The sequence below is a fragment of the Clostridium chromiireducens genome, from assembly GCF_002029255.1.
GTDB classification, from domain to species: Bacteria; Bacillota; Clostridia; order Clostridiales; family Clostridiaceae; genus Clostridium; species Clostridium chromiireducens.
Map to the genome: position 1 here is coordinate 1 of NZ_MZGT01000062.1, position 15,592 is coordinate 15,592.

Genomic DNA, 15,592 nt, shown 5'->3' on the forward strand with positions numbered 1-15,592 from the left:
TATAAAAAGCATCAGTAGCAATGAGAATATCATACAGAAAATAGATGAGTATAAAACTAACTTAAGTAATAATATTGAGCTAAATAATTACATAGTGAAAACATTAAATGAATTAAAAAGTATAATTTTAAATTATTTTAATGATGATTACATAAAAAATAATATATTGCCGATGCTAAGTAACTTAATAGATGGCATATCAGAAGATATTAGTTTAATGAATAAATTAGAACAGCAGATACAAGAACATGTATCAGAATACATAAGTGTTAATCACAAAAAGATAGGAAAACTTGTTAGAGATAACCTTGAAAAATTAGATACTGAAACTCTTATAGAATTAATAGAAGAGCGAGTTGGCGATGATTTGCAGTGGATAAGGGTAAACGGTGCTATTTGTGGTTTTTGCGTTGGTTTAGTATTAGGAATAATTAGAGTGCTATAAGGATTAAAAAGATATATGAAGAAAAAGGGTTATCACTTACTACTGATACGGTGAACCGTATCATAAGTAAATGAGGAATTTACTAAAATTAGGAATAGAAAGATAGCAGTATTTCAACTTCTTCATCTGTAAATAATTTATTACGCAACTATGTTCATTCCTAATATTATTGGTTATATTATACATAAAAGTACCATATAAGATAGACTTTTTTTTATTGTCTATCCCATATGGTACTTTTCATTTTATATCATGTCTACAAGGTTTCTTCATTTTTGTGAAACATGAGTCATAACCTATTTTATTTGTTTTATTTCGTTTTGAATGTCAGCGGCGATAGCTGATACCTTGATTTTATAATTAGCATAAATAACCATGCTTCGCTCTTCTGGAGTTAGGTCTGCTAAAATAGTTTTATTCCATTGAGAGATGATTTTATTCCAGTATGTTTTGAATTCTTTGGCTGCTTCAGTGGTATAAACTTTTTTAACACGCTGATTGGAGAGGTCCTCGGTTCTTGTTAATAACCCTAAGGCTTCTAAGGATTTAATGGAACGTGCTACAACTGACTTATCAATCGACAAGTTACTGCCGATGTCATCTTGGATTGTTCCGGGGTTAGCACTGACGTATATTAAAACCATAGCATCAGAGAAACTCATGTTTCGGTCAGATAAGGCTGCTTTTATATAGAGTTGTGATTTTCGGTATATAGCACCACAATAGTTGAGGAAATATAATTCTTCCATATCATTCAGTTCTCCTTAAACTAAAATTTGAAACCGTTTTTAAGAGATGTGACTTGCTTCATTTTTTATTATATAGAAGGGAATTGTATTCTGCAAGTAATTTAGTGGATATTATCAACAGTTGACAGAGTCAACTGTTGATAATATAATAAAGTCAGAGTCTGTTTTATAGAGAATATTTGAATTCTATATTTGGAGTATAAAAAATATAGTAACTACTACTGGTTGCTTAAAAATGGAGAGAGAAAGGTGGGCTTGACATATATAATATCTTGTTTCTGATATTGTGGATATAAATTTTACAAATAATGATACTCGATCAGCGAGAAGGGGAGGAAAATAAAATGAATAAAAAAGAAAATCAAGAATTTAAAACTGAAAAGCTAACTGCTATTATTAACGCTCGCATTTTTAATGGAGAAAAGGTGATTGATGAACAGATTGTAATAATTGACGGTGAAAATATCGTTGCTATCGGTGGTGAAGTACCAGTTGGAGCAACAATTGTCAATGCCAAGGGTGCTACTTTAATGCCTGGTCTTATTGATTCTCATGTGCATACTTCGGTAGACGGTCTACGCCATGCATTGAAATTTGGTGTTACAACTGAATTAGAAATGATGGGTGGTTATACGAAAAATGGTCGTGAATTAGAGTTAAAGGGTATCTATGATATTGCAGATGTACGTTCTGCTGGTATGGGGGTAACTGCTCCAGGTGGGCATCCGGATGAACTAATAGCGGGGGATGGCATTCCTGATTTTGTACTTAAAGAAATGGAAAAAATGACTGAAGAAGAAAAAGCTGCATTTATAGCAGCCCATGAACAGCAACACAATCATGAAGAAGAATCACCTTCTGTAACAACCATTCAGGGAGCTGTTAAACATGTAAATGAACAAGTATCCCAGGGTGCAGACTATGTTAAAATCTTAATTGAAGAAGGAACAGTAATGAATAGTCCTGGTCTTCCTGTTTTAAGTGATGATATTTATAAAGCAGCAGTAGATGAAGCACATAAGTTGGATAAAATAGTGCTTGCCCATGTGCTAACAGCGGAATCTTCAAAAACAGCAATTAACCTTGGAGTAGACGGATTAGCTCACGTATTTATTGATCGTCCGTCGTGGACTCCTGAATTGATAAAGGCAATTGCTGACAGTGGTGCTTTTGTAACACCTTGTCTAGTACTAAATTCTTCTATTATTGGGAAGCCAGCTTCTGATTTAGCAACTGATCCACGTGTTATTTCAAAACTAAGTCAAGAATGGATAGATACATTGAATTCAAGTTTTAATACATTCCCACAAGGAACCATGAAAGACAACTTCAATAATGTAATGGATCTTCATAATGCTGGGGTAGATATTTTAGTTGGTACAGATGTTTCTGTTCCAATTCCAATACTTGGAGGACTTGCACATGGTGCTAGTGTACACCACGAACTTCAATTACTAGTTGAGGCTGGTTTCACAGCAATTGAAGCACTGCGAGCTGCAACTTCTGTCCCTGCTCGACGTTTTGGTCTTTCGGATAGAGGACGCATAGTAGTTGGAGCACGTGCTGACTTATTATTAGTTGATGGTGATCCAACTACCAATATATCCGACACTCTATCTATCAAAGCAGTTTGGAGTAGAGGGTTAAGAATTGACAGTATATAATACAATGATTATAAAGGCTTAAAGATAAATCAATAAGAATTGATATGAAATAAGAGTATAAATTAACATATGGATAAGAAAGTGTGTTATCACTTGTTACTGATACGGTGAACCATATCATTATCAATATTGAATAGATAAAAGCATTCTAGTTAGAGGATGTGATAAAATGGATAAAGACGATAATGAGGTTTTGTTAATTGCTATTGATATTATGAAAAAGTACAAGGATAGATTAATAAGTCTACAGAAGAAGGTTGGTAAAACAGAAAAGAAACAATGAGGTGATACACGAATGCTATATGATAATTTATATATAAAAGAAATCCGGCTCAAGAAAGAAATTTATAAAGCGGACAGCTATATTAAAGAGTTGCCTGTAGTTAATAACTTAATCAGCTTAGATTTATCAAGCAATGTAACATTTTTTGTTGGTGAAAATGGCAGTGGAAAATCAACATTACTAGAAGCTATTGCTATTAATAGTGGATTTAATGCAGAAGGAGGAACTAAAAATTTTAGTTTTTCATCAAGAGAAACACATTCTGAATTATATAAATATCTTACTATAGTAAAGAGTGTGAGGAGACCTCGTGATGGCTTCTTTCTAAGGGCGGAAAGTTTTTATAATGTAGCTACAGAAATAGAAAATCTCGATTCAGAAAGTTCTATGGGGCGTCGTGTTGTAGATAGTTATGGAGGTAAATCATTACATAAGATGTCACATGGTGAAAGCTTTATTACACTCATGACCAATCGTTTTGGTGGAAATGGGCTATATATTTTAGATGAACCAGAAGCGGCATTGTCACCAGTTAAACAAATGGCTATGCTTACTATTATTAATGAGCTTGTAAAGAAAAAATCACAGTTTATTATTGCAACTCATTCACCCATATTAATGGCATATCCAGGTGCAGATATATTTGTTATTGATGATGATGGAATTACGAAAACTCCTTATAAAAAGACTGATAATTACATGATAACAAGAAAATTTTTAGAGAATCCCGAAAAGATGATGGGATATCTGTTTGACTAGATTAGTTTAAAAAGCAGTATTCGGAGAAATCCAACTACTGCTTTTTTGTGTCAATTAAATTTTACATGCCTAATTCGAAAGAATTACAATCAGTACATTCTTTACTCTTAGCTTTTGATTCATGAGTTCCTACTTGTATTTTGCTTAATGTGCAATAATTATCATCTTTGCAATGGTATTTACATTCTTCTACTGAACACCCTATACTTTCGTTATGATTCATAATAGTCACTCCTTTGATTGAACTTCTGTAATAGTATTTGAAAAAAAATAATATTTATACTTTTTAATTTATTCAGCTATTGTTAAGGAAACCTAATTATAATAAAAATTGTTAAGAAAAGCTTTTTCATTAATATTCCCTTTATTAAACAGTCATTAATTTGGCTGTATTTTTTTGTTTAAAATGAAAAAGGCGGTAATCGAAGTTACCACCACGTCAATTTTGCAATTATATTTTAAGTTATGTAGTTACTATAAAGCAAGGGTGATAAATAATAATATTTAATTTGAAAATTATGTTATAATTAACTCATAATGGTGATTTGGTTAGAAGATAAAAAATATGATTATTATACCAAACTATCATTTAGATATATTCAGATTAAACGTGATAATAAATAACTGTGATTAATTATACAAGCAATAATTTGTCACTATATTAAATCAGAGATTAAGGAGAATAATATGGAAGCAATATGGGAAAAGCTCTATAAAGAAGCTATGAATGTAATAAATCCACATGAAATCTCGAGTACTATGTGGGTTGGAAGCGTTGCTTCAGCGGTACTAACAAAAGAAGGAAACATTTATACAGGTATATGCGTTGATACAAATAGTTCATTAGGAATGTGTGCGGAGAGAAATGCGTTATCAACAATGCTCACCCATGGAGAAAACGAAGTAGATAAAGTCGTTTCTGTTTATAAAGATGGGAAAGTGATACCTTCTTGTGGTGCGTGCAGAGAATTTATGATGCACCTTGGAAAAAATGCAGATAATATTGAAATGTTACTTGATAATGAAGGGAATGCAATCAAGCTAGTAGATTCACTTCCAGAATATCCAAGGTATAAATAAATTTTATGTCTATATGTGAATGATAAATTCAAATGTGTTTAATTGAACAAAATAGTCATAGTGTGTGATTTAGTTTATTTCAAGAAGGTAGGTAGGTGTAATTGGATTGATTCAATATTCAATGCATGGTCTTTAACAGGAGGGCATGCAGATGGTGAGAAAAACTTATTAGATGTTGCTATTAGAGAGATTAAAGAAGAAACAGGAGTAAAAAATATTATTCCTACCACTAATGAGATTGTTTGATTAGATATTTTACCTGTGCGAGGACACATTAGAAAAGGAAAGTATTTTCATCACACTTGCATATATCCGTAGGATATTTAGTTCAGGCTGACGAGAATGAACAGGTTATTATTAAACCAGATGAGAATAGTGATTTTAAATGGATTCCAATCAGTGAGATAGATACATACTCAAGTGAGCCACATATGAAGAAAATTTATAATAAAATAATATCTAAAATTGAAAAATTACCGTTATAATATGAAAGCATATACAAAAGTTAGCCATATTTTTTATTAACGTAATGGTAAATTATGTAAAACAATTATTAATGGAAATAAGCATTGTGAGAAATAGTATATGAAGAAAACATTAGGAGCTTTTATATTGGGGTTCGGAATAATAAGTTTACTAATTATTGCGATGAATTACACAGGTCATGATGATAAATGCATCTTACTAATTGGACTAAACCCAATTTTAGATGAGATTGTATACATTGAACCATTCAGAACTTGGTTAGACAGTGGAATTGTTATGAGATATTATTTAGGCAATCCTACAACGCTAAATATGTACTTAGCACATATATTAACATTTCTATTTTATGGTTTTATTTTTGGCTTAATAAAATACGGAATAGAAAAAGTAACCTATTTCATATATGATTTAGTAAAAAATAAGAAGTTTAAATGAATGATTTTGGGCGAATATTATTACGTGACCTTCTTAAAGTGTGTCACAACAGTAATTTAAAGCGAACTATATGTTAAATTAATAAAGGGGAAAAATATATGATGAAAGCACAAATTAATCTTATTACGATTTGGACAAATGATATAGATAGAATGAAAAATTTCTATAGTCAAGTTCTCGGATTTAGAGTTGAAAATGACCTTGGTAATTATGTTGAATTTGAAAATGATGGAACAAGATTTGCTATTTGCATGAGAGATGTTATGTATGTGTATAGTAGTGAATATATGAAAGAGTCATTTGGACAAGGCTTTGAACTTGCTTTCCCATGTGAAAATCCTAAATATGTTGATGAATCATTTAAGGAGTTAATCTCTAAAGGAGCAACTTCTATTCATGAACCACAAGATATGCCTTGGAATCAAAGAACAGCACTATTTGCAGACCCAGATGGAAATATACATGAAATTTTTGCAGAAATTAAATAATACTTAGTTTTCGTAAGCTGTGAAGTAAAGATTATTTATAAATCAGCAGACGAACAGTAATTTGTAGGATAGAACTTATAGAGAAAATCAAGGTACAACATTATTTATAAAAACCTAGGAAGTGAAAAAAATGATTGAAACAGAAAGGCTAATTATTAGTACAATAAATGAAATGGACTATGAAGATATTTGCGAGTATGGTTGTGATTAAGAAACGGGAGAATATATGATTCACTGGCCAAAGACAAGAGAAGAAATAAGAGAGTTTATTAGTGATTGTGCTCTTTCCATGAGTTTAGAAAACCCAACATGGTACGAGTTTGTGACGCGATTAAAAGCAACTTCAAAAGTTATTGGAAATATTAGTTTAATTTAAATCTTGGAGGATTTTTTATTGAAAAATAAGTTATTTATAATAGAAGGATTACCATGCACAGGGAAAAGTAACACCAGTAAATTTGTTGCGGATATTCTTTTGAAAAAGGGACATTCTGTTTCATGTTATGATGAGGGCAATTTAGAACATCCGGCTGACTATGAATTTCATGCATTTATGACAAGCAATGATTTAAGAATATTTAATGATATAGAATTACAGCAAGTTCAAAATATTGGAGTTATGAAGAATTTAGGAGTAGTTATACCACTTTCAAAGGTAAAAGGAGAGTTATTTAATAAGATAATTCCTTTTAAAATATATGATTGTTTGCCATGGGAAATAGAAAAAGCAATTATGCTAGAGCATTGGGAAGAGTTTGCCAAGCAGGCAAACAAAGAAATGAATATTTATGTTTTTAATTGTTGTTTTTTACAGAATCCATTATGTGAAATGATGATGAGATTTAATTTTCCTTATGAAAATATTCAAAAGTATATAACAAGCATTTATGAACATATAAAGACTCTAAATCCTGTTATAATTTATTTGCAAAATTCTAAGGTAAAAGAAAGAGTTTCTGAAGTTGCCAAGGAACGTGATGATGAATGGATTAAAAGTGTTATTGATTATCATACTTCCCAAGGGTATGGAAAGTCAAACTCTCTTGAAGGATTTGATGGATATATTTCATGTATTGAAGAAAGACAAAAAGTGGAGCTGAGTATTTTGAAACAGCTGCCAATTGAAAAAGTTATTATCGATATGCCTTTCGAAGATTGGGAAAGAACACATAATATAATTACAGATTTTATTAAAGAAAGAATATAAATTAGAAAGATGGTGGATTTATGAAAGATAACTTACATTTAAATGCAGATAGATTTAAAGGATTTGCTGATGTTTACAATAATGCACGACCTGAATGCCCTGAAAAAGTCATAGAAATATTGCTTAAATATTTAGGCGAAAGTCCATCTGTTGTTATTGATTTAGGATGTGGTACAGGTCTTTCCACAAGAATTTGGAGTGATGTAAGCAAGAAAGTCATAGGAATAGAGCCAAGCGATGATATGATTAAAATAGCAATAGAACAGGCATTAGATTTAAATAATGTAAAATTTGTTTCTGCATTTTCAGACAATACTGGGCTTAATGATAGTTCTGTAGATATTGTTACATGTTCTCAATCATTTCACTGGATGAATCCAGAAACTACTCTGAATGAAGTTTCAAGAATCTTAAAAGATGGAGGTGTTTTTGCAGTTTATGATTGTGATTGGCCGCCTGTTTGTAATTGGGAAGCAGAACTTGAATATAACAAACTTTTTGAGAAAGTAAATGAAATTGAATCCACATATGAAGGAATTAAAGATAGCTTTGTCAGATGGGATAAGGAAAATCACCTTTCCAATATTAAAAATAGCAATAAGTTTAGATATGTAAGAGAAATAGTTTTTTCAAATACTGAAATGTGCAATGCACAAAGATTTATAGAAATTGCTTTAAGTCAAGGAGGGGTACAGTCTATTATTAAAGCAAATATAGACGAAATAAATCCAACTTTAGTATCTTTTAAAGAGAGAATTATTGATATTTTCGGTGATAAAGAATTTAAAATAGATTTTTCCTATCGCATGAGGATTGGAGTTAAATAGAATTGTTAAGAAATGATTGGTAGGTTATTTTTTATTTCATTACTTGAATGCATTATGGTATGCAGAAAAAATCATAATGGGGTTTAATATAGTTGTGATATGTATACAGCCTTTAATGATGTATTTTTAAGCTTTTATGAAGATATGGTAAATTCATTAAACAGTTATAAAGAAGATAATTCTTTTAAAACAGAATTTCAAAAGAATTTTTTTATAGTCTCATGTCTTCATTGGTTTAATACACATCTTTTAATGTAAACAATGAAGGAAGTAGTCCTTTCCTATTTCCCATGGTAACATGGGGGAAGTTCTTATAACTTCATAAAATAGACGGCTAGATATAGCTATTTCAAAGGAGGGAAAACATGGTTTATTTTGAAACTCAACGGTTAGTATTTCGGGATTGGAATGAACAAGATCTATATGAATTTCGGATAATGAATAAGGATACCATGGTAATGAAATATTTTAATAAAACACTTACTGAAGAGGAAACAGATAGATTTTACAACATAATTCAAGATGAATTCAAAAATTTCGGCTATGGCCTTTATGCAGTTGAAACTAAACATAATAATGATTTCATTGGTTTTATTGGATTCCACTTAGCAAACTTCAAATCTGAATTTACTCCGTGCATTGAAATAGGTTGGAGGCTTAAATATGAAGCATGGGGTAAAGGATTTGCAACAGAGGGAGCAAAGGCATGTTTAAAATATGGATTAGAAACACTAGAACTCAATAAAGTATATAGCTTCACTTCGAAAATAAATATTGAATCAGAAAATGTAATGAAGAAGATTGGTATGATAAAAGTTATGGAATTTGAACATCCGAATATTATTGAGGGCAGTCCTTTAAGGAAACATGTACTGTATTCTATTGATTTGAATAAGTGATTTTGTCCGCACTTCATACAGAACTATAACATAAGTGGAAATATAAGTCTATTTGGTATAAAACTATGGTGATATGGTCAGTTTGGAAGAAAGGCAAGTAAATAAGCAAGAAAGAAAGTGGTTTTTAATGAGGATTAGATTTGCTGAAATAGAAGATTTAAAGATTATTTCATTATATGATAAGCATATTAAAATGAATGAATTAAAAAATCTTATAGGGTTAGGTAGAGTGCTAATTCTAGAAGAAAATAATGATTTTTGTGGGTGGCTAAGATATAACTTGTTTTGGGACAATACACCATTTATGAACATGCTTTATTTTTTAGAAAGTAAGCGAGGAAAAGGTTACGGAAAAAAATTAGTTGAGTTTTGGGAAATTGAAATGAGAAAGTTAGAGTATGAGGTTGTTATGACTTCAACAGCTTCTAACGAATATTCGCAACACTTTTATTTAAAATTGGGATACAAAACAGTAGGAGGTTTTATGCCAGAAGGAGAACCTTATGAAATTATCCTATTAAAACATTTATAATTTGAAGAAGTGACAAAGTGCTCACCACAAAATTGTGGTAAGTAAAACTTTCTATTTTATAAGTATATAAAGAAACCTTTACAAAATATGTTATAATTAATTTATAATGGTAAAAAACGTGAAATTCGTGAATGATAATATTTTAGAAATGATAAATAGTGATATTACTAAATTTTTCGGTTCTGAACATATACATTATAATCACGGTTAAAAATATTTCTTGAACTAATAAATAATCAATTTGAGTTTAAAGTTAATTATTATAAATAGTAATTTGGTGGGGTGAGTAGATATGAATATAAAATTTGATAAAATGACTGAAGAAGATATTTTGAGTCTTGTAAACATAATGAAAAGAGCTTTTGATTATGATACAAAAATTCATTTGGGACAAGAAACTGGTGGGCCTCCAGGATACGATGATGGGTCATTTTTAAGGAAATGGGGATTAGATAAAGAAGCGACTTCTTATTGTATATACTTAGATAATGTTCTTATTGGTGCCACAATTCTTTGGATTAATGATAATGATGAAAATTATTTAGGGAATATATTTATTGATCCTGATTATGAGGATAAAGGGATTGGAACAAAAGTTTGGAGTAAAATTGAAAGCATGTATCCAAATACAAGAGTATGGAGTACTGAAACGCCTATTTTTTCTCATAGGAATCATAATTTCTATGTTAATAAGTGCGGATTTCATGTAATAGAAATAAAAAATCCGAAAGATTTAGAAGAAGGCAGCTTTATTTTAAAAAAGGTAATTTCATAAATTTGAATTTGGATTTCGATACTGAGTCATATTAATAACTGTTGATTATTGTAAGTTAATGTGATAAAATTTCACATATTGCAATATTTAACCAGTAAATAATGATGTGTAACTATGTCAAAAATATGATTTGGGAGCTATGAAGAATTCTTTTATTTGGGCACTTTAAGAATTTGGAGCTAGTTGTGCAACCGACCAATCTAAGCTAATTATTTTTTATTAATTAGTTTAAGTTGGTCTTTTTTGTTTAAAGCTTTAAATATAACTGATTATTAATGAGATTAGAAAGAGGTGATTTAATCAACAATACGAAATAGCAAATAAGAATTGGGGAATAAAACATAAAATAATCATGTGAGTTGAGGGCTAAATTTATGATAAAAGATATGAAGATTAAATATAAGTTATTTTTGTTAATTATTATTTTTATTTTAGGATTTTCAGTTTTTGGATTTTATACAAATAAAGTTATAACTGATACAAAAATCAATGGATATACATATAAGCAAATAATTATGGGTAAAGATCTAATATCAGATATACTTCCACCTCCAGAGTACATAATAGAATCACATCTTACAGCATTGGAATTATTAAATGAAGATGATAAAAGTAAGATTGAAGAACTAGCTAAATATGAAGAAAAACTCGAAAGCTACTATAATGAACATCACGAGTTATGGGTTAATGATTTACCTGAAAGTGAAATGAAAAGAATTTTTGTGGAAGATTCATATAAATCAGCTGAGGAATATTTTAATGTTTTAAATAACGAATTTATTCCGTGTATAAAAAATGGAGATAAAGAGAATGCAAAATTTATATTAAATAATAAATTAGAAGAGTTATATAATAATCACAGAAATTCTATTGATAAAGTCGTAGAACTTGCAAATAAGAACAATTTATCAATTGAAGAAAGTGTTAATAATAAACTTAAGTTTGATTATATTATGTCAATTTTGATAGCTTTCATTATAATTATAGCTGTTGTTGCATTTTGTATGTATATAATAAAGAGCATTACATCTCCTTTATCATTCTTAAAAAAACATATACAATCTATTTCAACAGGAAATCTTAGAGGAAGCATACCTGACAAGTGGCTAGATTCAAAAGACGAATTAGGTGATATAACAAGAGCTACTAATGAAATGCATAATTCTTTAAAAGAAATTGTACAAGCTATAATGATGGAAACAAAGAACATAAATGATGTTATCACAATTTCTAGCAATAATATTATAAAAATTACGGGGAATTTAGAAGAGGCTTCTGCTGTAATTGAAGAATTGTCAGCAGAGGTTGAAGAAACTGCTGCATCAACCGAGGAAATAAATGCTATTTCCGAGGAAATAGAAACAGCAGTAGAACATATATCTGATAAAGCACAAGATGGAGCTATATCAGCTAATAAAATTAATAGTAGGGCAAGTGCACTTAAAGATGGTTCTGTAATGCTTCAAAGGCAAGCTACCGAAGCACATTCATCAATTAAACAAGCAATGAATGAAGCACTAGATAAAATTAAAAGTGTTGAAAAGATCAAAATGCTTACTAATGCAATTTTTAATATTTCTGAGCAAACTAACCTTTTAGCATTAAATGCAGCTATTGAGTCAGCCAGAGCAGGAGAAGCTGGAAGAGGATTTTCTATAGTCGCAGAAGAAATTAGAAAATTAGCAGAGAATTCAAAAATAACTGTAAATGAAATACATAATGTAGTTGATATAATATTTGAGGCTGTAAATAATCTTAGTGATGTCTCTAAGCAAACATTAACATATATTGAAACAAAAGTTTTAGATAGTTATAAAGAGTCAGTTTTAGTTGGAGAAAACTATGAGAAAGATGCTTTGTACATAAAGAATCTAGTATCAGATTTAAGTGCAACATCAGAGGAACTTTTGGCATCAATAAAAACCATAACAGAATCATTAAAGGAAATATCAACAGCAAATAACGAATGTTCAACGGGTACAAGTGAAGTTGCTGACAAAATATTAAATATAAAAAATAATTCAAATGATGTGCAAATTGAAACTGAGAATTTAAAACATGGTATGAAGCATTTAAATAGTCTTGTATTAAAATTTAGCATATAACTATATTTATATTTATTGCTTGGATTCATTTTAATTATAATGCCATTGTACATAAAAAAATCTATTAAATTATTTGTGTAAGGTAATACAAACTATACCTATAGCTGAAGCATTTTAAATTATTATAATTTAAAGTGCTATTGTAAAAAAACTCTATCTTAGTATATATTTCAATAACTATGATAGAGTTTTTAAATATTATTTATCACAAGAATAATTTTTACTTTAATCTCTCATCAAAACATAATTGAATTTGAATACCAAAGGGGTCTTCAATAATACCATATGCTTTACTAAATATATTACTAGCTAATGGTACAATTATTCTAACTCTTTCATCTGTAATCAAGCTATTATAGAACTGTTGGATTTCTTCCAAATCAGCACTTTGAACACATAGCGAGGTATTATTACCAGATTTGTACTTTTCGTTAGTATCCATTGGATTTTCATTCATCATAACTTTAGTCTTACCTATTTTTAAAATAGAGTGAGAGATGTGATTTTTATTTTCGTCATTAATTTCTATTGATTTATCTCCCATCTTTGCCAGGTCTTCATATGTTACAATCATTAACTGTTCTGCATTAAAGTGTCTCTTGTAAAAATTAATAGCATCTTGTGCTTCTCCATTCATTGAAAGGAAAATAGCAATTTCTAGCGTTGTACTCATAATATTAATCTCCTTCGTATAATAAATTAGATATCAATGGCTATATTATTGATATAATTAGAGTATAATACTTAAAGGTGTCAAAATATGAAACCTTTATTCAGAAAAATTTTACAACGGAGGATATATGAAAAAATCAGAAAGATTAAACCATATGATGATATATTTAAATGACTTTGATTACTTTAATTTAAGTGATTTAATGAATAAATATGACATTTCAAAAAGTACAGCTTTACGTGATATTAGTTCATTAGAAGAATTGGGAATGCCTATTTACGCAGAGCAAGGTAGATACGGAAGATATGTTATATTGAAAAATAGATTATTGTCACCTATTATATTTACCATAGATGAGGTATACGCTTTATATTTTGCAATGCTCACACTTAAAGCATATGAGTCTACGCCTTTTCATTTAAGTATAGAGAAACTAAATGAAAAATTTGAAAGCTGCCTATCACGAGAACAAATAAAAGAAATTAATAAGATGAAAAAGGTCTTAAAATTTGAAGCATCTAAGCATAATAGTGTTAGTCAATTCTTAGATAAGATTCTAGAAAGTGTTATTAATGAAGTAAGTTGTAAGATTAAGTATTTGAAAAATAATAAAACTGTAAATTATCATATACAGTTTTTTGAGATTTCCTCTAAATTTGGACAGTGGTATGCCAGTGGAATAGAGCTTGATAGTAATAAATACAAAGTTTTTAGATGTGATAAAATAACCTCATTAGAGTTTAGTAATGATAAGTTAGAATTTCCAATTGAAAAATTAATAAACTCTCCTTTAGAGTTTTACAAATCTGATAAAAGTATTCAGTTTGAAATAGAAATTTTAGATAGTGCAAAAGATATTTTTTATAAGGAAAATTATCCCACTATGAAAATAGAATTAGGAACAAAGACAATTATAAAGGGATTTTTTAATAAGGGTGAAGAAGACTTTATATCTGAATATTTTCTTAGATATGGTACTTCTATTAAGTCAGTTAAACCACAATCGTTAAAATCCATTATTTATGAAAAAATTAAAAAGATTTTAAATCATTATGAAGAAATTTAAAACTTATCTATAGTAAAAATATTAAGCCATATAATTAAAGAATTACACTTATTTAACATATTCAAAATAAGGTAGTTGGATTGCAATTCCTGTTTCATCAAATTTATAATTTGTGCCACTGAGAGGAGACTTGCCAGAAACTAAATTCATTCCTATAGAATAAATTGCATCTGCATGTTCACGTGGGTGCTGCTCAACAGTACCTGTCATGGCACCTTGCCTAATTAATTCTTTAGCCTCTGGCAAGGCGTCAATTCCAACAACTGCAATATATTTAGAGATGTCTCCTTTGTTGTAGCCGTATTTTTGAAGTGCTTTAATGGCACCTATTGCCATAGAATCACTATTAGCAATTATTGCTTCGATTTTGCCATAGTAATTTAAAATTAGTGATTCAATAGAAGTCCTTGCACATTCTTCTAGAAAGTTGCAGGTGACCGATGAAAGTTCCTGAGTTTTTATTCCTGCTTCATTAACTGTCTGAATTGAATACTTACTTCTTATAGTTGTTATATTGCTATCAGACGGACCTTTTATCAGAATATATTGCATTATATTATCTTTATTTTTATCTAAGACTTCCTTATTTGCATTCCAGGCATTGGCAAGGATTTTACCTTCTAGAATCCCGGATTGAACAAGATTCGTATCGATAATAACAGCTTTCTGGTAGCGCTTAAGTAAATTTACTATTGATGAAGTTTTCTCGTATAAAAGAATTAACGGAATATTTTTTTGTTGTATTTTATTAAAAGTGCCTTCAAAATCACTTATATTTTTACTAACCGGACGTAATACAAAAAGGTCAAAATTTTCAGTAAGTGCTTTTTCAATACTATCATTTTGTGAGCCTTGATTCTCTTTTGCATCAAAAAAAGTAAATTGAACTTTATTCTCATTTTCAGCTTGGATATCTTCTAAATTTCTCTTAATTTCATAGAGGAATAAATCGTCAAAATTATTTATGAATACAGCTACTTTAAGTTCCGGTTCATTAGTAGAGGTTTGTAGAGCATATGCATTATATGGAATTATATTTGATAACAATAGCATAACTATAATGGCTGAAATCAGCTTCTTTAATATATTCATTTTAATCCTCCATAGGTTGTGGTTTGA

At 29.6% G+C, this 15,592-nt stretch carries 20 protein-coding genes and 1 riboswitch; of the genes, 16 read left to right on the plus strand and 4 right to left on the minus strand.

Annotated features, from left to right (window positions below):
- A partial coding sequence (locus tag CLCHR_RS18610) for a DUF445 family protein (protein WP_139376270.1) occupies positions 1–445 on the plus strand: 445 nt, incomplete at its 5' end.
- 296 nt (positions 446–741) lie between these two features.
- Here CLCHR_RS18610 and CLCHR_RS18615 read toward each other — a convergent pair.
- Positions 742–1,194 (minus strand): MarR family winged helix-turn-helix transcriptional regulator, encoded by a 453-nt coding sequence (locus CLCHR_RS18615; RefSeq protein WP_079441414.1) that lies wholly within the window; start codon positions 1,192–1,194, stop codon positions 742–744.
- A 308-nt stretch (positions 1,195–1,502) separates the two neighbouring features.
- Between CLCHR_RS18615 and CLCHR_RS18620 the strand changes: the two genes are divergently transcribed.
- The gene (locus tag CLCHR_RS18620) at positions 1,503–2,858 is read left to right on the plus strand and encodes an amidohydrolase family protein (RefSeq protein WP_242966152.1); all 1,356 of its coding nucleotides are present in this window, start codon (positions 1,503–1,505) and stop codon (positions 2,856–2,858) included.
- Positions 2,859–3,153: 295 nt separating this feature from the next.
- Positions 3,154–3,900: an AAA family ATPase gene (locus CLCHR_RS18625; protein WP_079441416.1), complete on the plus strand. Its 747-nt coding sequence runs from the start codon at positions 3,154–3,156 to the stop codon at positions 3,898–3,900.
- 61 nt (positions 3,901–3,961) lie between these two features.
- On the opposite strand, the gene CLCHR_RS18630 is transcribed toward CLCHR_RS18625, so the two are convergent.
- Positions 3,962–4,123 (minus strand): DUF1540 domain-containing protein, encoded by a 162-nt coding sequence (locus CLCHR_RS18630; protein ID WP_079441417.1) that lies wholly within the window; start codon positions 4,121–4,123, stop codon positions 3,962–3,964.
- A 464-nt stretch (positions 4,124–4,587) separates the two neighbouring features.
- On the opposite strand from CLCHR_RS18630, the gene CLCHR_RS18635 reads away from it, so the two are divergent.
- The 12 genes from CLCHR_RS18635 (at position 4,588) to CLCHR_RS18690 (ending at position 12,734) form a co-directional block, all read left to right on the plus strand.
- Positions 4,588–4,980, plus strand: coding sequence for a cytidine deaminase family protein (locus tag CLCHR_RS18635; protein WP_079441418.1), 393 nt, complete (start codon positions 4,588–4,590; stop codon positions 4,978–4,980).
- Positions 4,981–5,022: 42 nt separating this feature from the next.
- On the plus strand, positions 5,023–5,226 hold the full coding sequence (locus tag CLCHR_RS25305) for an NUDIX domain-containing protein (RefSeq protein WP_242966153.1): 204 nt from the start codon (positions 5,023–5,025) through the stop codon (positions 5,224–5,226).
- Between the two features lie 56 nt (positions 5,227–5,282).
- Positions 5,283–5,465, plus strand: coding sequence for an NUDIX hydrolase (locus tag CLCHR_RS25310; RefSeq protein WP_242966154.1), 183 nt, complete (start codon positions 5,283–5,285; stop codon positions 5,463–5,465).
- Positions 5,466–5,565: 100 nt separating this feature from the next.
- Entirely contained in the window at positions 5,566–5,901 is a 336-nt protein-coding gene (locus CLCHR_RS18645) for a hypothetical protein (RefSeq protein ID WP_079441419.1), read from the plus strand.
- Between the two features lie 101 nt (positions 5,902–6,002).
- Positions 6,003–6,389, plus strand: a complete 387-nt coding sequence (locus CLCHR_RS18650) for a VOC family protein (protein ID WP_079441442.1) — start codon at positions 6,003–6,005, stop codon at positions 6,387–6,389.
- A gap of 226 nt (positions 6,390–6,615) precedes the next feature.
- Positions 6,616–6,765: a hypothetical protein gene (locus CLCHR_RS25315; protein ID WP_242966155.1), complete on the plus strand. Its 150-nt coding sequence runs from the start codon at positions 6,616–6,618 to the stop codon at positions 6,763–6,765.
- A gap of 18 nt (positions 6,766–6,783) precedes the next feature.
- A complete protein-coding gene (locus tag CLCHR_RS18660; protein WP_079441420.1) occupies positions 6,784–7,596 on the plus strand; it encodes a P-loop NTPase family protein in 813 nt (270 codons plus the stop codon).
- A 20-nt stretch (positions 7,597–7,616) separates the two neighbouring features.
- Positions 7,617–8,423 (plus strand): class I SAM-dependent methyltransferase, encoded by an 807-nt coding sequence (locus CLCHR_RS18665; RefSeq protein ID WP_079441421.1) that lies wholly within the window; start codon positions 7,617–7,619, stop codon positions 8,421–8,423.
- A 365-nt stretch (positions 8,424–8,788) separates the two neighbouring features.
- Positions 8,789–9,322, plus strand: coding sequence for a GNAT family N-acetyltransferase (locus tag CLCHR_RS18675; RefSeq protein ID WP_079441422.1), 534 nt, complete (start codon positions 8,789–8,791; stop codon positions 9,320–9,322).
- A gap of 82 nt (positions 9,323–9,404) precedes the next feature.
- A complete protein-coding gene (locus CLCHR_RS18680; protein ID WP_242966156.1) occupies positions 9,405–9,854 on the plus strand; it encodes a GNAT family N-acetyltransferase in 450 nt (149 codons plus the stop codon).
- Positions 9,855–10,146: 292 nt separating this feature from the next.
- Complete coding sequence (locus CLCHR_RS18685; protein ID WP_079441423.1) at positions 10,147–10,629, plus strand: GNAT family N-acetyltransferase; 483 nt, start codon at positions 10,147–10,149, stop codon at positions 10,627–10,629.
- Positions 10,630–10,752: 123 nt separating this feature from the next.
- Positions 10,753–10,834: riboswitch (cyclic di-GMP riboswitch) on the plus strand.
- A gap of 169 nt (positions 10,835–11,003) precedes the next feature.
- A complete protein-coding gene (locus CLCHR_RS18690) occupies positions 11,004–12,734 on the plus strand; it encodes a methyl-accepting chemotaxis protein (protein ID WP_079441424.1) in 1,731 nt (576 codons plus the stop codon).
- Positions 12,735–12,954: 220 nt separating this feature from the next.
- On the opposite strand, the gene CLCHR_RS18695 is transcribed toward CLCHR_RS18690, so the two are convergent.
- On the minus strand, positions 12,955–13,407 hold the full coding sequence (locus tag CLCHR_RS18695; protein WP_079441425.1) for a VOC family protein: 453 nt from the start codon (positions 13,405–13,407) through the stop codon (positions 12,955–12,957).
- A gap of 127 nt (positions 13,408–13,534) precedes the next feature.
- On the opposite strand from CLCHR_RS18695, the gene CLCHR_RS18700 reads away from it, so the two are divergent.
- A complete protein-coding gene (locus tag CLCHR_RS18700; protein ID WP_079441426.1) occupies positions 13,535–14,473 on the plus strand; it encodes a helix-turn-helix transcriptional regulator in 939 nt (312 codons plus the stop codon).
- A 48-nt stretch (positions 14,474–14,521) separates the two neighbouring features.
- On the opposite strand, the gene CLCHR_RS18705 is transcribed toward CLCHR_RS18700, so the two are convergent.
- Positions 14,522–15,565, minus strand: a complete 1,044-nt coding sequence (locus CLCHR_RS18705; protein WP_079441427.1) for a galactose ABC transporter substrate-binding protein — start codon at positions 15,563–15,565, stop codon at positions 14,522–14,524.
- Positions 15,566–15,592 lie beyond the last annotated feature (27 nt).